This is a genomic window from Gardnerella sp. DNF00753 (assembly GCF_049244275.1).
Taxonomy (GTDB): domain Bacteria; phylum Actinomycetota; class Actinomycetes; order Actinomycetales; family Bifidobacteriaceae; genus Bifidobacterium; species Bifidobacterium greenwoodii.
The window spans coordinates 425,852-443,209 of sequence record NZ_CP058393.1; the positions used below are offsets into that span (position 1 = coordinate 425,852).

15 protein-coding genes and 1 tRNA gene are annotated in these 17,358 nt (G+C 43.8%); 10 read left to right on the forward strand and 6 right to left on the reverse strand.

The window, feature by feature from the left end:
• The first annotated feature begins 199 nt into the window (after positions 1-199).
• The 3 genes from HXT33_RS01810 (at position 200) to murI (ending at position 4,452) form a co-directional block, all read left to right on the forward strand.
• Positions 200-1,987 (forward strand): ABC transporter substrate-binding protein, encoded by a 1,788-nt coding sequence (locus HXT33_RS01810; protein WP_421787327.1) that lies wholly within the window; start codon positions 200-202, stop codon positions 1,985-1,987.
• A 6-nt stretch (positions 1,988-1,993) separates the two neighbouring features.
• Positions 1,994-3,616 carry a nickel ABC transporter ATP-binding protein NikE gene (nikE, locus tag HXT33_RS01815; RefSeq protein ID WP_421787329.1) on the forward strand — a complete coding sequence of 541 codons (1,623 nt, stop codon included), beginning with the start codon at positions 1,994-1,996 and terminating at the stop codon, positions 3,614-3,616.
• A gap of 62 nt (positions 3,617-3,678) precedes the next feature.
• Positions 3,679-4,452 carry a glutamate racemase gene (gene murI, locus HXT33_RS01820; RefSeq protein ID WP_421787331.1) on the forward strand — a complete coding sequence of 258 codons (774 nt, stop codon included), beginning with the start codon at positions 3,679-3,681 and terminating at the stop codon, positions 4,450-4,452.
• 26 nt (positions 4,453-4,478) lie between these two features.
• Here the strand turns inward: murI and HXT33_RS01825 are convergent, their stop codons facing one another.
• On the reverse strand, positions 4,479-5,126 hold the full coding sequence (locus HXT33_RS01825) for a vitamin K epoxide reductase family protein (RefSeq protein ID WP_421787333.1): 648 nt from the start codon (positions 5,124-5,126) through the stop codon (positions 4,479-4,481).
• A 119-nt stretch (positions 5,127-5,245) separates the two neighbouring features.
• On the opposite strand from HXT33_RS01825, the gene HXT33_RS01830 reads away from it, so the two are divergent.
• Entirely contained in the window at positions 5,246-6,166 is a 921-nt protein-coding gene (locus HXT33_RS01830) for a PHP domain-containing protein (RefSeq protein WP_421787335.1), read from the forward strand.
• Positions 6,167-6,171: 5 nt separating this feature from the next.
• Here the strand turns inward: HXT33_RS01830 and HXT33_RS01835 are convergent, their stop codons facing one another.
• Together HXT33_RS01835 and HXT33_RS01840 are read right to left on the reverse strand one after the other, a co-directional pair.
• Positions 6,172-6,390 (reverse strand): DUF3107 domain-containing protein, encoded by a 219-nt coding sequence (locus HXT33_RS01835; RefSeq protein WP_004136251.1) that lies wholly within the window; start codon positions 6,388-6,390, stop codon positions 6,172-6,174.
• Positions 6,391-6,408: 18 nt separating this feature from the next.
• A complete protein-coding gene (locus HXT33_RS01840; RefSeq protein ID WP_421787645.1) occupies positions 6,409-8,049 on the reverse strand; it encodes a phosphotransferase in 1,641 nt (546 codons plus the stop codon).
• A 156-nt stretch (positions 8,050-8,205) separates the two neighbouring features.
• Here HXT33_RS01840 and HXT33_RS01845 point away from each other — a divergent pair, with 156 nt between their 5' ends.
• Entirely contained in the window at positions 8,206-9,768 is a 1,563-nt protein-coding gene (locus HXT33_RS01845) for an ATP-dependent helicase (RefSeq protein WP_004136253.1), read from the forward strand.
• An 80-nt stretch (positions 9,769-9,848) separates the two neighbouring features.
• On the opposite strand, the gene HXT33_RS01850 is transcribed toward HXT33_RS01845, so the two are convergent.
• Positions 9,849-11,345, reverse strand: a complete 1,497-nt coding sequence (locus HXT33_RS01850) for a zinc-dependent metalloprotease (RefSeq protein ID WP_004134553.1) — start codon at positions 11,343-11,345, stop codon at positions 9,849-9,851.
• 138 nt (positions 11,346-11,483) lie between these two features.
• On the opposite strand from HXT33_RS01850, the gene HXT33_RS01855 reads away from it, so the two are divergent.
• Entirely contained in the window at positions 11,484-12,389 is a 906-nt protein-coding gene (locus HXT33_RS01855; RefSeq protein ID WP_004134554.1) for a YlbL family protein, read from the forward strand.
• A gap of 61 nt (positions 12,390-12,450) precedes the next feature.
• Here the strand turns inward: HXT33_RS01855 and HXT33_RS01860 are convergent.
• Positions 12,451-12,524: transfer RNA gene (locus HXT33_RS01860), tRNA-Val, on the reverse strand.
• Positions 12,525-12,642: 118 nt separating this feature from the next.
• Here HXT33_RS01860 and HXT33_RS01865 point away from each other — a divergent pair.
• Positions 12,643-14,100: a DivIVA domain-containing protein gene (locus HXT33_RS01865; RefSeq protein ID WP_421787338.1), complete on the forward strand. Its 1,458-nt coding sequence runs from the start codon at positions 12,643-12,645 to the stop codon at positions 14,098-14,100.
• A 51-nt stretch (positions 14,101-14,151) separates the two neighbouring features.
• Entirely contained in the window at positions 14,152-14,898 is a 747-nt protein-coding gene (recO, locus tag HXT33_RS01870) for a DNA repair protein RecO (RefSeq protein WP_421787340.1), read from the forward strand.
• 415 nt (positions 14,899-15,313) lie between these two features.
• Here the strand turns inward: recO and HXT33_RS01875 are convergent, their stop codons facing one another.
• The gene (locus HXT33_RS01875; RefSeq protein ID WP_375169011.1) at positions 15,314-15,655 is read right to left on the reverse strand and encodes a hypothetical protein; all 342 of its coding nucleotides are present in this window, start codon (positions 15,653-15,655) and stop codon (positions 15,314-15,316) included.
• A gap of 44 nt (positions 15,656-15,699) precedes the next feature.
• On the opposite strand from HXT33_RS01875, the gene HXT33_RS01880 reads away from it, so the two are divergent.
• Both HXT33_RS01880 and HXT33_RS01885 read left to right on the forward strand, forming a co-directional pair.
• On the forward strand, positions 15,700-16,485 hold the full coding sequence (locus tag HXT33_RS01880) for a hypothetical protein (RefSeq protein ID WP_421787342.1): 786 nt from the start codon (positions 15,700-15,702) through the stop codon (positions 16,483-16,485).
• Between the two features lie 76 nt (positions 16,486-16,561).
• Positions 16,562-17,356 (forward strand): isoprenyl transferase, encoded by a 795-nt coding sequence (locus tag HXT33_RS01885; protein WP_421787344.1) that lies wholly within the window; start codon positions 16,562-16,564, stop codon positions 17,354-17,356.
• The last annotated feature ends 2 nt before the right edge of the window (positions 17,357-17,358 follow it).

Below are 17,358 nucleotides of genomic sequence, written 5' to 3' on the forward strand. Positions count from 1 at the left end.
TAAATTAACATAACTCTTCAAAAGCTTCATAAGCGACATTTTCTTTACTGCTGTGTAAAGAAAATAACGAAATCTCGCTAAAAAACGATTTTTTCTGTACATGCACGTAAAGAAAAAATCGGGATTAAGTCGATAGTTGACATTTTGAAGAGTCAAATTACAAATTCAAAAAAATACTAATAAATATAAGGGGATTATTATGTTCACTTTTAAAACTACAACTAAAACTACAAATAAAAATACAAACAAAGATTCAGGCATAACTTCAGTCGTAACTTCAAGCGTGACTGCAATTTCGAAGAAGTTTGTTGCGGCGCTTGCAGCTTTTTCGTTGCTTCCGATTTCGCTACTCTCGTTACTTTCACTTTCTGCTTGCGGAAGTGCCAGCTCTACAAAATCTAGCGTTACCAACGCTTCCGTGCTAAATTCCAATCCGCAAAAAGGTGGAAGTCTTACGGTATTTACGTCGAATACCAATATGAATTTCGATCCAGCTCGCAGCCAAGGTTTGCCGATTACGTCGAATAATTTCATATTCCGCGCGCTTACAACTTGGAAAGTGAGTCCAAATTCAGTCGACAAAACGCGCGTTGTTCCAGATTTAGCAACGGATACCGGCACCACAAGTGACGGCGGCAAAACTTGGAAGTACACGCTTAAGAAGGGTGTCAAGTACGAAGATGGAAGTGAGATTACTTCGCGCGATATTAAATTCGGCATTGAGCGCTCTTTTGCTGATTCTTTAAGCGGCGGTTTTAGCTACCATAAGACTCTTCTTGTTGGTGGAGAAAATTATGACGGTCCTTTTAGTGGAAAGTCGCTTGATTCCATTGAAACTCCAGACGATCAAACTATTATTTTCCACTTAAAAGCTCCGTTTGCAGATTGGCCTTGGGTTGCGTCTTTGGCAGCATTTGTGCCAGTTCCAGCGAATTCTGGCGACGCGCAAACGTATTCAAAGCATCCTAAAGCTTCCGGACCATACCGAATTGTGCAAAACGAAGTCGGCAAAAAAGTTGTTATGCAGCGTAATAAGTATTGGGATTCAAAGCTTGACAGCATTCGCACAGCCGGTCCTAATGAGATTGTTTGGAAGCTTGGTTCGGATGCTACTGTTGCGGCTCAGTCGATGATTCAAGGAAATTCGGATACAAAATCCGCATTTTTGGCTGATTTCGTGCCGCCTGCTCAGCTTGCGCAGGCTCAAGCAAACCCTAAGTCACGAAGCTTGCTCATTACAAGTAGTGACGGTGCTCTTGAATATTTGGCTATGAATACGCGCAGAATAACGGACATCAATGTTCGAAAAGCGATTCAGTATGCTGTTGATAAGCAGTCGTACCGCACGGCGAAGGGCGGCGAAATTGCTGGAGGTTTTGCAACAACGCTTATTACGCCTGGTATTTCTGGTCGAAAGCAGTTTAATTTGTATGCTACAGATCCACGCGGAGACGTTGAGAAAGCTAAACAACTGTTGAAAAAATCAGGTAAAACTGATATTAAATTGATTCTGATTGCTCGTCCGGATCAAACGCAAGTGGCATCTTCTGTGCAATCAAGTTTAAAGCGAGCTGGTATTAAAGTGACGATTAAAACTGTTGACGCAGTAAACTTTACGGATGCAATTACGTCAAATTCCGGAGATTACGATTTGGCTTTGGCTTCGTGGCAGCCTGATTTTCCTTCTGCTTTTGCGAATTTGGGACCGCTTTTTGATTCTTCGCAAATTGGTGGCGGTAACTGGAATATTTCTCGCTACGAAAATCCTAAAGTAGATGCCCTGCTTAGAAAAGCAATACAAACTGTTGACTCGCACGAAGCGGAAAAATTGTGGCAGCAAGCAGACCGCACTATTATGGCTGATTCGCCGGTTGTGCCGCTTATTTACTCGCATAATACGTTTATTCACGGAAGTGGCGTGGAGAATTTCTACATCGGAAGTTTCCCTGCGTACCCAAATTATGCCGCTGTATCTTTGAAGAGGTGATTAGGTGTGACTGGTGCGAAAGAAGAAGTTGTTATAAGTGTCGACGGAATGTCGATTTCGATTGGCGGCCGTCAAATTACGCGAGATATATCGTTACGTATGAGTGCGGGCGAAGTTTCGGCTTTAGTGGGTGAGTCCGGCTCCGGAAAGTCGCTTACTGCGCTGGCTCTTATGGGTTTGCTTTCAGACTCTGCGAAAGTTGAAGGAAGCGCGCTTCTTAACGCTACTTATGCCAACGAATCTGCCATAGATTTACTAAGCGAAAATGCGCCTTACGATCTGATTCGCGGTGGAATGATTGGCATGATTTTTCAGGAGCCGTCTAGCGCGTTTAATCCTGTTAAAACAATTGGTAAGCAGATAGAAGAAGCGCTAATATATCATCCCGAAAAAGCAGGAAAACTTAGCCAAAGAGAGTGTAAGAAGCGTGTGATTTCGCAGCTTTTAGAGGTTGAGTTGAGTGATGCTGAGCGCGTGTATCGTTCGTACGCGCATGAGCTTTCTGGCGGCCAACTCCAGCGTGCGATGATTGCTATGGCTTTAATAAATCGTCCACAAGTTTTGATTGCGGACGAGCCTACAACAGCACTCGACATCACTACGCAACGAGATATTTTACGTCTTATACGTAATTTGTCGGAGAAATTACATCTTGCTGTGTTAATTATTACGCATGATATGAGTGTTGTGCGCGCGCTCGCGGATGAAATGTATGTAATGCAAGGCGGGAATATTGTTGAATCTGGCGAAGTTCAGCATATTTTTGCGAATCCTAAGCACGAATATACGCGCACTTTGCTGGAATCGGTTCCTAAATTTGATATGCAATATGCTTCAAGTGGTGATTCTTATGAAAGTATAGAAGAAGTAGCAAAAGCGATTGCTAAGAATATTGCTAAAAATATTTCTGAATCTCCAGGATCTGAATCTCCAGTAGTTGAAGTTCAAGGCGTAAGTGTGAAGTATTCGCATGCTCGTTTTGGCAAAGATTCAAATAAGCTTGCTCTCGCTAACGCAAACTTGCGCATTAACTCTGGTTCTACACTAGCTTTAGTCGGGGAGTCTGGAGCTGGAAAAACCACTATTGCAAAGCTTATTTCTGGGCAAATCAAACCAAATTCAGGATTAGTGCTACTTAATGGCGAAAACTTAAACAGATTAAACAGTAAAGCTCGCCGCCAAGCATTATCGCGAATTGGATACGTTTTTCAAGATTCAGGTTCCGCACTAAATCCGCGTAAAACCATTGGCTGGAGTATTGCAGAACCGTTACTTTTACACACGAATCTTGATGCCAATGAGCGTTTAGAGCGCGTTGAAGAAATGCTTAATCAAGTACAAGTGCCAGTTGAATTCGCAAGCCGTTTCCCTCACGAGCTTTCCGGAGGTCAACGACAGCGCGTAGGTATTGCGCGAGCGTTGATTTTACAGCCTTCTCTGCTTATTGCGGATGAGCCGACTTCTGCGCTTGACGTAACAGTGCAACGTTGTGTACTTAACTTATTACATGATTTGCAACAAAAATACCGTTACGCATGCTTGTTTATTACTCATGATATTGGCGTTGTGCAAGAAGTTGCTAGCGAAGTTGCCATAATTAGAAATGGCAGCATTCAATATATTTCGTAGTATGTTTTCCTAGTATGTTGAGGCTCGCCATTAGAATCGTAAGCGTTTTTAGGAGGTAGTCTATGGCATCGTCGGCAGCAATTGGCGTTTTTGATTCGGGGCTTGGAGGCATTTCCGTAGCTCGTCAGTTGCATGCTGCTCTTCCGCATGAGCGAATCATCTATTTTGGCGACTCTGCCAACGCTCCATACGGCATTAAAACTCCCGAGGAAGTTAAAAAGCTAAGCTTTGCAATCGTTGAGAGATTCGTTAGCTTAAATGTAAAAGCCATCGTAATTGCTTGCAACACCGCCACTTCCGCAGCTGTGAACGATTTGCGCGCGAACTACAGCATACCGATCATAGGTATGGAGCCGGCGCTTAAATTAGCTTGCGATTTAGGGAAAGGCGAGTCTCAGCGCGTAATTGTGGCCGCAACTGAGCTTACTTTGCGCGAGCATAAGTTTGCGGATTTGCTGCAGCGTTTTTCTAAAAATCATACGATTTTTTCTCAAGCTTGCCCCGATTTAGTGCGTATTGTTGAGCGTGGGGAGCTTAATAATCGCAATACGGTTTTTGCAGCTCTTCACAAGTATTTCGACGAGTATGATTTAGAAAGTATTGATTCGGTTGTGCTTGGCTGCACTCATTTTGTGTTCTACCGCGATTATTTCCGCGAATTTTTGCCTGTGCGCACGAATATTGTTGACGGTAACGAAGGAACTATCAATCATTTGCGCAAAATATTGGAACTTAATAATGAGCTTGCAAGCGATTCTCAGGAAGGCTCAATTACGCTTACTAATTCGGATACTAGCGAGCGCATGCAGCAACTTGCAAAAAGCTTGTGTAAGTAGTCTTATATTTGAGCTTTAGTATTTTACTAAAAAATTACTTTTGCATACTGGCTTAAAATCAGCGTAACTAACGCCGCAATCCATAGCACGTCAACTAGTAGGTCGTATCGCAAACGGTAATAGCTTTCAACCCACGTAAAACGCTTAACAAGTAGTTTTTGCGAGCTTACGCTTGCGTGTGTCAACGACATAAATTGCATTGTTGTGGAGAACATGAGCACAATGCACCACGGGCATAACGCGTGAATCACGAACATAGATTGTGAGAACAGCCAGTAAGAGTAGGCGAGCGCGCATAATCCGCCAATCCAAATGCAGATTGCGAACCAGCGCGGCACGCAAACGCGAATCATTCCAATAACAGCAAGTGTTACGAACACGCTTTCTGCAGCAATTCCAAAGAATGCGTTTGGGAAGCTTAATTCGCCGAATTTCACAATTTCTGCCTGCCAAGCTTGTGAAACGCGAGAGCAGGAGACAACGGTGTTAAAGTCGCAGCTAAGTAATTTTTTCGGTGCGCGCGCCAAAGCAAGCGTTTCTGCGGAAAGAATAAGCGATGTTATAAGCGCCACTGCGGAAAAGAACAGCATTATGCCGTAAGTCCACAAAGAGGAGTGTCTCCATCCGCGCAGTGTTGTTTCGTATTCTTCTTGCGCCGTGCTGGTCTGCTCCATTTACGCTCCTAAAATTTACCGATAACGAATTATTAACAATGGGAATAATAGCAAATAATAGCGAATGATTATGAGTGCGTATTTATTTCTCTTTACATAGCACAGTTTACGATGATTATATGACCGAAAATAGCAACGAACAATGCGACGCATTTGATTATGCGAATGCTAGTAGCACGCATCTTACGCTGGCTGCGCACGAACGCTGGGATTTGCACTGTCACACCGTTTATTCTGACGGCACTGCCGTTCCAGAAGATTTGATTATGCAAGCTAAGCTTGCTGGTTTGCATGGAGTTGCTATTACCGATCATGACACTACTGCAGGTTGGGATGATTTTCGCGCCGCGGCTAAGGTTTCGAATATGCCCGTGCTTTTTGGTTCGGAAATTACTGCTCAAGATGCTGGAGTTTATGTGCACATGCTCGCATACCAGTACAATCCGCAAAATAGCATGATTGTGAGCATGTTTGAGCTTACTCGTAAGCATCGTTTTGAGCGCACAAAGCACATGGTTGAGCGCATTTCTAACGATTTTCCAATTACTTGGGATGATGTTTTAGCTCAAGCTAAGCTTGGTGATTTGACCACAATCGGCAGACCGCATATTGCGGATGCTTTGGTTAAAGCCGGCGTTTTTCGCACGCGCTCCGAGGCTTTTGCCGGCCCTGTTTCTCCGCAAAGCAAATACTATATTCCAACGCCTTCGCCGAATGTGCGTGAGGTTATTGATGCGGTTAAGAACGCTGGGGGAGTTGTTGTGATTGCGCATCCGGCGGATCCTGCGCGTAATCGTGTGCTTCTTTCAGACGATCAGATTATATCGTTTGCAAAAGCTGGTCTTGACGGTTTGGAAGTGTATCATCGCGGAAATTCTAAAGATCAGCGTCAGCGTTTGCTTGATTTGGCACAAAAGTGCGATTTGCTTGTAACAGGCGGCTCGGATTGGCATGGATCAGGCAAACCAAACCGCCTGGGTGAAGAAACAACTAGCCGCGAAGTGGTGTCGGAAATACTTTCCCGCGGCTATAAGCTCTAAATCTTTTAGTTGAGGGCGCTGAAGCCTACTGAATGCTTTGGAGTGTCGCCGATTAGCGCGTAAGACAATGACGATGCTGAAATTATAATCGTACGACCGTTTACATCAGTAAACTCAAGCATATCTTTTGCGTCGCTAATAATTGTGCGCACTTCGTCCGCGCTCTGGTTTGTTTCAAAATCAATTGAATCGGAAACGTTTTTTAATCCCAGCACTACTCGCATGCCGTCCTCCTATAAGTACTATAAACTACTTTCTTCTTCAGCGTCGCGCTTTGCTCGCTCTTCGCGCTCGCGAAGAGGAATAATAACCGTTTCTGGCTTATCGTCTTCTTCTTGTGCGGAAGTTTTTTCAGCGTTCGCATCTGTTTCAGCGTCTGCATCTTCTTCAGTGTTCGTATCTGACTCAGCAACTGTCTCTGACTCAGCGTCTGCTGCTTCAACATTTGCAACGTCATCTTCTAATTCTGATTCTGCTTCAGTTTCTGCAGCGTCAGCATTATCACTTGAAGACTTAGCTTCAACATGCGTAATTACTTGAGTTGCCGTATCGTCCGCAATATGCGCAGCTTTTTCAGCTTCCTCGTTGCTAGAAGAATTAGTTACAGCGTACTGAACTGTGCGCTCGTGAGTATCGTCGTTTTCGGCAGCTTCGTGCGCGACTTTTGTGTTCTGATCGCTATCTTTAGAAACATTTCCTTCAACCGTAATATCGCGCTCATTGGTTTCGTCTCCATTTGAGGCATTTGAGGCATTTGCGGTATTTGCAGCATTTTCAGAAGAATTATTTTGCAAAATTTGGCGACTTTTTGTGTTGTCGTTTTCAAGAAGCGTGCCAACAGTGATAGTAGAAGCAGGGCTTCCAGCAGAGTGAGTTTTAGCGGCTTGAGCATTGCTAATACGGCTAAGCTCGTGCGCTAAACGCTCCACCTGCGCCTTAAAACGCATAATACTTGTTGTGTCTGCTTGCTGCAAAGCCTGAATAAAATCTCCAACTTGTTCCATTTGCAGCCACAAATTCGCGCGAAGCATAATCAAACTATCGAGACGAGATCCCATCATCCTGCCGTATGCAGAAAGTACTGCGTTTCTGCGCTGTTCGTTGAGTTTTGCAAAAATCCAAGCCAAATCTCGAGCAGGATCGTTAATTTGCATTCCCTGCCAATTTGTTACGGCAGTAATAGTAGATCCTGAAAACAGAATATCTCCGTCAACAAAACCGCCGTGTACTGGGCATGTTTCAAATGACCACAATCCTTCAGTTTCCAACACTCTGGACCAGCTGTCCGTAATTTCTGTTGGAATGTGACCTGCTTGACGAAGCCTTTTAATCCAACCGGTTAACTGTGCTCGAATTTGGCCAGTAGTAAAAGCAGGATATTTTCCGCGAGTTACGAAGCTAGGTCGAAGTCTGTGAATTGCGCCGATTGCAGTTCCAACATTTGCGCAATCATCCGTTGTAAGAAGACGCAAGTCGCGCGCGCTTCCTTCAAGATGCTCGCAAATAAGCACAGTGTCATCGTTGTTTTCGTCGGAAATAATGCTAGACATTTGCATAGTCTGCTTAAGATTTGCGCTATCTGCATTATTTGCAGCATTCGCGGTTGCAGTATTGTTTTCTTCGCCTTCGCGTTTTCCTGGAATAAACGTAAGCATAGTGTCGTACGCAAATCCCAAAGCTGCTAAATCTTTGCTGTGCTCAAGCGTCCATGCTGCACGAGCTCGGTCGCGCAAGCGCTTGCGACCCTTGTTGTCTGCACTAATAAAAATGTCATAAAGCTTACCTGAAACATCTTGCACAACGGCGTGAGAAATTCCAGCCGCGGTATCAGTGGCATTAACTTGCTCACTTTGGCGCGTTCCTGCAAACTGTACTTCGGGCATGGCTGCAGATGCCAGTGCTGCCAACTTGAATCTACTGAGTTGTGTCACACTCCCACAGTAATACAAAGCACCGAAATTTTGCCAATTTTTCGTAAGTTATACACATGTTTTTATTCAGCTTGCACAAGCGTCGTTATTGCTGCCACAATAGTAGGTATGAATTATTCGCCAGAAACCTCGCAAGTGACCTCGCAAGTGACTTCTTCTAAACTTTCGCAAGTGCCTTCTCCAGAAGCTCTTTTAGATGGTTTGGATGATTCGCAGCGTTTAGCTGCAACGGCAGTAGAAGGTCCGGTGCGCATTATTGCTTGCGCTGGAGCTGGTAAGACGCGCACTATTACGCGTCGAATTGCGTATGCTTGCGCTAGCGGTAAGTGGGATGCTGAAAGAGTTTTGGCAGTTACTTTTTCTGTAAAAGCTGCTGCGGAAATGCGCTCTAGAATCGAGGCTCTTGGCGTTAAAAATATTGGTTGCGTTGCAACTTTTCACTCGGCTGCATTGCAGCAGATTCGTAGCGTGTGGAGTGAAGTTTGTTCAGCGCCTTTTCCGTCTATTATGGAAGATCCTAAGCAAATAATATCTGCAGCTCTTAAGCGTTACCCAGATTTTGATGGCTTAACTTTGCTGCAAGCTCGAGATATTTTGGCGGAAATCAACTGGTCTAAAGTTTCGCTTATTGCGCCGGATGATTATATTCGCGCTTGTGCTGCAACTCATCGCCTGCCTCCTGCAGGATTAGAACCGCAGCAATTCGTTGACGTTTACGAAGCTTACGAAACAGAAAAAAATTCGCATAATTGTATTGATTTTAACGATATTCTTTTGCTTGCATGTCATATTTTGCGAAATTTTCCGGAATCTTCTAGGCATATTCGTCAATCAATTGGTTGGATTACAGTCGACGAATATCAGGATGTGTCTCCTTTACAGCATGAATTGTTGCGATTGTGGATGGGGCAGAATCGTGATATTTGCGTAGTTGGCGACCCTGCTCAAACTATCTACTCGTTTGCCGGCGCAAGTAGCTACGATTTGTTAGCTTTTCCGCAAGAATTTGCTCCAATAAGTGCCGATATTAGTTTGAATACGGATTATCGTTCAACAGAGCGCATAGTTGGTATTGCTAATCGCGTGCTTGCTTCTTCGCCGTATAAACGTGACTACGTAAAAGTTAAGTCTCTTACTAAAGGCGGTACTCGTGTTTCGCAGCAGGTTTTTGCGACTGATGTTGATGAAGCTTTAGGTGTGGTCAATCAAATTGCAAAGCTTGTAAAAAGCGGCGTTGCTAATCCTGGAGATTGCGCAATACTAACGCGCACTAACGCTCAGCAGCAGGTTATTTGCAAAGCTTTGAAATTTGCCAAAATGCCGTATCGAGTGAGAAGAGACGTTGGCTGGCAGCGAAATGTTCTGGAAGATGTGCAAACCCCGGCTTCTTTAGATGCGGGTGATGCTTCTAAAACGCTTGATATTTCAACAGTTACGGTTTCTACTATTCACGCAGTTAAGGGTTTGGAGTTTGCGCACGTTTATGTGGTTGGTTGCTCGGAAGGCTTAATACCATTCGGTTCGGCTTCTACAGATGAAGATATAGAAGAGGAGCGCAGACTTATGTATGTTGCTGTGACTCGTGCTGAAAAAACGCTTCACCTGTCTTACGCTTGCCGAAAAGAGGGAAGTGCGGGAATGAATCGCGCTCCTAGCCGCTTCTTGGCTTGATCTTGCGACATAAACTACTCACGCGTGCGCTGTTTTGGTCGGATTTGCGCGCGTAGGCGACATAAACTACTCACGGTTGATTAGTTTTCGTCGTCGTGCTTCTTTTTGCGCTCTTCTTCCTCAAGTAGCTTGCTAAAGTCAGCATCCCAATTTTCGCTACTGCTAGTACCTAAGCTAGTATCTAAGACTTCGCTGCTATTTGCATCCACGCTTTTGCTACTATTTTCATGATTAGATTCGCTACCATCTTCCTTCGCGTTTTCGCTAGTTTCCTGCAAAGTTGGTAGCAAATCCGGGTGACTCCACAAACTATCTCGCTTATCAATTCCGCGCTCTTGCGTAATCTTTTCCCACAATTTAGTTGCTTCTCTCATTCGGCGAGGTCTAAGTTTCAATCCCAAAAGCGATTCGAAAGTCACTTCTGCCGGGCCTCCTGCAGCGCGCTCGCGACGCATCATTTCGCGCAACTGTTCAATATGCACAATATGAGCCATTCCAGCCTGCCAAGTAACGCAATCAACCCATCCTTCAACAAGCGCAAGCAGTGTTTCTAAACTGTGCAATGCTTGACGCTGCTCCTCAGAATCGTTGCTACCAATATTCTGCAAATTTACAGCACCCGAAATTGCTTCCGGATTCATAGTTTCCACGTCGCGAAGTTGTTCTTCCATCGCCTCTAAATCAATGTTTATTCCGTTTGCGTACTTAATAATCAGCGACTCAAATCGCGGCATAAGCCATGGCACGGATGCGAATAGTCTTGCGTGAGCTGCTTCTCGCAAAGCCAAATAATTCATGACTTCTGTAATATCTAACTCCCACACTTTTGCGTATTCAATGCAGTTGTATGGAATTAAGCCTCCAGCAGGATTTTGCAATAACGCAAGTCCTTGATCAAAACTTCCGTGTACTTCGTGCGAAAGTGCGCCTGCAGCTTGACCTAATTGCATAGCAAAGGAAGTGTTTCCGAGTAGTTTCATTAGTTGCGACGGATTATTCATTCCTTCAGGCAGCGGAATTGGCACAACTCCTGCAAAAAGTCCTTTTACTTCAGCATCGTCCACATCGCGCAATCTCTCCTCAATAACAGAAGTAAGCGCTTCGTTCACGGATTTTGCAACAGGATTTGCGAATTTTACCCATGATCCGAGTGTTCCTTCAACCCAATCTGCTCTTGAAAGTACCGCTGGTGTTCCTGGAGCAGGGTTGAAATTGCACGTAATATCTAGCCACAAATTTGCTTGGCTTAGCGCACGCCTAGCTGAGTCAGCAACTTCTGCATTTACGTTGCCTTGATCTCCGGTTGCTCGTTGTAATGCAATTGATTGCGCAAGTTTTTGGTTAATTGGCCCTTCTTCAAGTGTTGCTTCCATTTCATTAGGATTATTTAGTCCTCCCGCGCTGAAAGCTTGCATCATGCTACGAACTTCGTCCGGTTTAGGAAGCTTATCTGGATTCTGATTTAAGAGTTGTTCGCGCAACTCAAAAGGAAGTTGTTCAAGTTGTTTCCATGCTTCTTCGCCTTGTATTGGCCCAAAGCATTCAATAAGCCACTGGTGAATTGCATCATCGTTCATGAGTTCATCCTTTTGCTGCGGTTTCAAGCAAATATGTTTTATATATTACGTTTTATGCATTATATTTTGCTTTATTTGCATTATAAGTCAAATACAAAATTAAATTAATCTATATAGGGCTTGTGTAATGATACAAACATGCTTGGCTTTTCTAAACGTTTGCGCATATTTAGTAGGTTATCAGGTAGATTGCTAACATTTGCGAAGCAGTTAATTTTGTATATTGATTCACATTCTTTGCGCTATTTTGCGGGATTTTTCGCCGTAGTAGTTGCGTTAATTGCGCTGATGCTACCAAGTGCGTATGTTGTAGAAGAGCCGGGGCCTACTCAGGATGTGCTTGGTGTTTCTGGAAATTCAAAGCTTCCTGTAATTCAAATACTTTCAAATCATGCAAAGCATAAAGATAGCGGAAAATTATTAATGCTCACTGTTAATACTTCTGGAGTTCCAGGGTATGAAGTTTCAACATTTTACGCGCTTATTTCGTGGCTGAATCCTCAAAAAGAGATAATTCCTCGCGAAGCAATTGTTCCTGTTGGCCAGAATGCAGATGATTACGATAAAGAATCCGAACACGAAATGGACAATTCGCAGGATGTTGCGCAAAACGTTGCTTTACAATACGCCTCTAAGCATCTTGGAATTAATACTAAGGGTGTGAAGTTGCGTTTGCATATTGAAGATGTTGGTGGTCCTTCTGCAGGAATGATGTATACGCTTGGAATTTTAGATAAGCTTACGCCTGAAAGCGAAACTGGCGGTAAAATTATAGCCGGCACTGGAACTATTGAAAAATCGAAGAAAATTGGAGCTATTGGCGGTATTCGTCTAAAAATGATTGCGGCTAAGCGAGATGGTGCTACCTGGTTTTTAGCTCCCAAAGATAATTGCGACGAAGTAGTTGGTCATGTTCCACAAGGCTTGCGAGTTGTTCGAGTTAGTACGATTGATGAAGCTTATAAAGCGTTGAAATCTATAGGTTCTGGCCGTGGCGCAGATAAATTGCCAAGCTGTAGCGCAAAAGATGTAAATACAAAATAAATACAAAATAAGAGAATCTAAATAAAAAAATCTAAATAATAGAATCAAATCGAACAGAAAGTGGGCGATGAGGGACTCGAACCCCCGACATCCACCGTGTAAAGGTGGCGCTCTAGCCAGCTGAGCTAATCGCCCGTTTGCAACAAAGTAAAAACATACATGAAGGTATGTACGAATGCAACGTGTGGCGCGCGTCTCAACAATCGCGTAGAGTATACTCAATGGAAACATGTGCTCAGGAGGTCGATAGTAGATGACTCATAAACCTGATACCGCTCGTAATGCTTCAGGAATGGAGCGTGTGGGTAAGCGTAAGTTAGGATATAACGTCGCACAGGTAGATGCTTTTCTGGAGCGTGCGCACACTTTGTATGAAAGCGATGAGGCTCGACTTACTCAGCAAGACATTCAAGAAGTTTCTTTTGATTTAGAGCGCAATGGTTATGTTATTGGGCAGGTTGATGCTGCACTGTCTCGCTTAGAGCGCGCAGTTGTTGACAAATGCACAGAGCAGGAGATTTCCGAGTGCGGTAGGGTAGCTTGGAAAGCTCGTGCCGAAGAGTTGTATCGTAAGCTTTTGAAGCATGCTCAGCGTGATTATCGTGAACGTTTTGATAACGGTGCTTCTCGTCGACCATCTTATGCTCGTAAGCAAGTAGATATTATGGTTGATCAAGCTTTAGATAAGATTGCGCTTATGCTTGGTCACGAGCTTGAGTGGGAAACCGACGAAAATACTTTGAACGACATCAACTCCACATATGTTTCTAATGTTATTTTCACTCAAAAAACTGGCAAACATGGTTATGATGAGCGTCAGGTTGATTACTACTTGAATGCTTGCGTGCGTTTGTTAAGTAGCTTGGAATCTCTTAAGCGTTTAGACAAGTACGTTGATTCTGATTATTCAGGACATACTCTTGTTGAGGCTATTGCTGCTGCTTCTGCTGCTGAAGATAAGCGTGCTTCTGCTGCGGCTGCTTCTTCTGCTTCCAACGCTCCATCTTTTGCTCCTGCAGCAAAGGTGTCTAGTGCTTCTTCTGTAGCTTCTTCTGTAGCTTCTTCTGCAGAAAAGGGCGAAGCTTCAAACGTTTTGCCAAAGATTACTCGTTCTCAATTGGTTCCTAATGTTCCTGATCACGAAAAGCAAAGCATTTTTGCTCCGGTTGATTACAATAATCAATCTTCTAGTGATTCGTTTGAAGCGCTAAATAAGTCTGAGCGTGCAATCTTTACGGCTCATTCTGCAGAAAGCAAGTCTGCAAATCTTGAAGATGAAGATAGTAACGATGAGCTTTTGCAAAGTGCCACAGTAATGCATAATTCCTCTGCTTCTAATACTTTGCCTCCAACGTTGCCGCCAGCTGTGAAACCAGTTGCAAAGCCTGCTGCGAATACTTCTATGCCGCCGAGCGTGCCTCCTGCTTTCCCTCCGGTTTCGCATCGTACGCACGAAGCTGCTGAATCTGCACCTGCACCTGCGCCTGCACCTGCGTCTTCTATACCATCTTTCCCGCCTGCAGCTCCTGCAAAGCGTGCATCTGATTCTATGCAAATCCCAGTTACGCATTTAGAGCCTAGCAAGCCATTAAGTTTGGATATTCCGGATCTTTCATTCCCAATAATCGGTCATATTGATGAATCAACTTCTTTCAATAATGATTCAGATAATGACGATACTAATGACGATACTAGCGACGGCTTAGCGTAAACGCTTTTATTTGCTAAGATTTGCAATAATTTTAGACTGTCAGTTTGATTTATGCCGTTGTATCGCGATGAAGCTGTTGTGCTTCGTGCTTTTCCTTTGGGTGAAGCAGATAGGATTGTAGTTTTGCTCACAAAGCAGCATGGAAAAGTTCGTGCTGTTGCAAAAGGAGTTCGTCGTCTTAAATCGCGCTTTGGTGGCCGACTTGAGCCTCTTATGCGCGTTGATGTGCTTTTGGCGCAAGGAAAGTCTTTGGATGTTGTATCTCAGGCTGTTTCTATATCTGCCTACGCTGGCTCGATTTGTGCCGATTATACGTCCTATGAGTATGCAAGCGTTATGCTGGAAGTTGCAGATGCTCTAGTTTCCAACGAGTATACGGATGAGTATATGCGTGAATATCAAGATACTTCCGGGCAGTATCGTCTACTTACTGCTGCTTTGTCGTCGCTATCTAACAGAAAGCATGCGCCGAATGCTATTGGAATTTCATACCTTTTGCGCGCAATGTCTTTGGCTGGTTGGTCTCCGCGTTTAAAAACTTGCGTTGTTTGCGGAAAAGAAGAAAATTTGTGCTACTTTTCTCCTTCTGCCGGTGGCGTTATGTGTGCTGGCGATCATACGCCCGAATCTATTATTTGTTCTGACGAAACGCGTCTTCAACTATTCGCACTTTTGCAAGGCGATTGGCATTCTATTGACGGCGTGCCAATCGATTCTTCTACTCTTTCTTGCGCAAAACTTTGGGCGGAGTATTATCTTGAGCGCCCAATTCGTTCAATAGGACTAATTTCTGATTAGTTAGCTTGTAATTTTTCGTTAGATTTTAGTATTTTCAATATTTTTGCGCTCCAATCGCGGTTAACTTATCTCGCATTTGGAGCGTTTATGGCTGTTTTGCGCTCCAAACGTGCGCGACGACCTGTTTGAGTGCAGCACGGCGCGCGCGAAAGCAACTCGGAGCGGAAACTCGCTTAGGTTGGAAGTCCAGTGGACTTCCAACGCGAGTTTCGCAAGCGAGCGCTTATAGCGCGAGCGTTATATCGCATTTGGAGAGCGTGCGAGTATTCACGTGAATGAATGACGAAGCAATTAATGTGTAAAATAAACTATACTTTTTATTCCTGTAGTAGAATAAGCGTTAAGTGTTTGTTTTACGAGAGCTAGAGAGTCAAAATGGACGTTAATAACAATTCTGACGCTGTGAATAATCAGACTAATAGCGAGAACAGTAATTCTTATAATGCTGAAAATTCTTCTCAAAACGCGCAATCTTATGTAAATCAGCAATCTGATGTGTACAATCAGCCGCAATATGATCAATCTCAGTATCAGCAGAATCAGTACCAGCAGGATCAGTACCAACAGAATCAATATCAGCCGACGCAGCCGCAGCAGTATGCGCAGCCACAGTATGCTCAACAACAGTATGCTCAACAACAGTATGCTCAGCCGCAACAAACTTACGTTCAGCAGTCGCAGTATTCTCAAACTCAGTACGGCCAGCCACAGTATGCTCAGCCGCAGCAGCAGTATGCTCAGCCGCAGTATGGCTCACAGTATGGTGCTCCGCAGTATGGCAGCCCACAAGGCTACGCACAGATGCAAAATGGAAATCCACAAGGCTACGCCCAGTCTCAGTACGGTGTAAACCAGTACGGTGGTCCGCAATACGGTGGTCCGCAGTACGGTGGGCCTGGTATGCCGCAATACGGTGCGCCTAGAGGTTACGCTCAATCTAGCTTATATAATCGTTTTAATGAGCGCGAAAAGCTTCTTAATAGTTTTTGCTCACAATGGAACGAAAAAGAAATAGGTTCAGTAATTATTTTATCTATTGCTGTTGCAATTGGTACATATCTTATTCTTGATCATCCAATTCAAACTTTTGGTTATGGTTATTCCTTGAGCACTGCATGGCTTTATTTTGCATATAATTTAATTCCACTTGCGGTAGTATTGGGTTTTGCACAAGTTGCTCGTAAAAATAATTTTGTTATTATATCTTCTATTGTTTGGTTTATTGTTCAAGCTATTTACCACATTTGGAATCATAATTATTTCGATATAAAGTATTTTATTTTTTACATGATTTCAATATTGGTTTTTATCATTCTTTTAGAGGTTTTCCAAAGACAGTTTGTTGTTCGCAAACGTTCTAATATAGGCGGGTCTATTCTTGGCGTATTAATTTCTACTTTTGCTTATGTAATAATTATGCTTATTTTTGATATTATTAGTGGTTCAAGCATCTCTTACTTCTATCTTGAAGAATTTGCGTATACATTTATAACTCTTTCAATTTTGCCAATTATTTTAGCCGCAATTTTAAGAGAATTTGGTTTGGCAAAGTTCCTTAACCCTAAGCGAGAAGAAATGAATATGTAGATGATTGCGTATTTTATAAATACGCTGTTTTAGATGTGTGTCTTATTCGTTCAATGGGGTTGTTACATTCGTAAGTATGGCTTTTGAAAACGTGGATTATACGTCGCTTAATATTCCGGCGGCTCCTTTTAGCGACCCTTCTCGCATACCAGATTTTCCTAAGGGTAAGGTTCCTCGCCATGTTGGCGTGATTATGGACGGCAATGGTCGCTGGGCAAAAGAGCGCGGAATGATTCGAACAGAAGGCCACAAGGCCGCAGAGCCTGTTGTTTTTGACACTATTGCAGGCGCTATTGAAGCGGGAGTGCGTTATTTAAGTTTGTATACTTTTTCCACGGAAAATTGGAAGCGCTCGCCGCAAGAAGTGCGCTTTTTAATGGGATTTTCTAGGGATATTATTCACCGCAGAGTTGCGCAAATGAACGAGTGGGGAGTGCGCGTTCGTTGGGCAGGAAGGCGCCCTAGATTATGGAAGTCTGTTATTGACGAGTTGGAAAAAGCGCAGGAAATTACCAAGAACAACAAAACTATTGACGTTGTTTTTTGCATAAATTACGGCGGTCGTGCAGAAATTGCGGATGCTTGTGCGCAAATTGCGAAAGAAATTCAAAATGGCAAAATTAAGGGCGATCGTGTCGCTGAAAAAATGATTGCTGAGCACTTGTATAATCCAGATATTCCAGATTGTGATTTGGTTATTCGCACTTCCGGCGAGCAGCGCACTAGCAACTTTTTGCCTTGGCAAGCATCCTACGCGGAGCTTGATTTTGTGCCAGAACTCTTCCCGGATTACGGCCGCGAAGCGCTGTGGAGGTCGATCGACCGTTATGCGCATCGCGACCGCAGATTTGGCGGCGTAAAAAATGCCTAGTA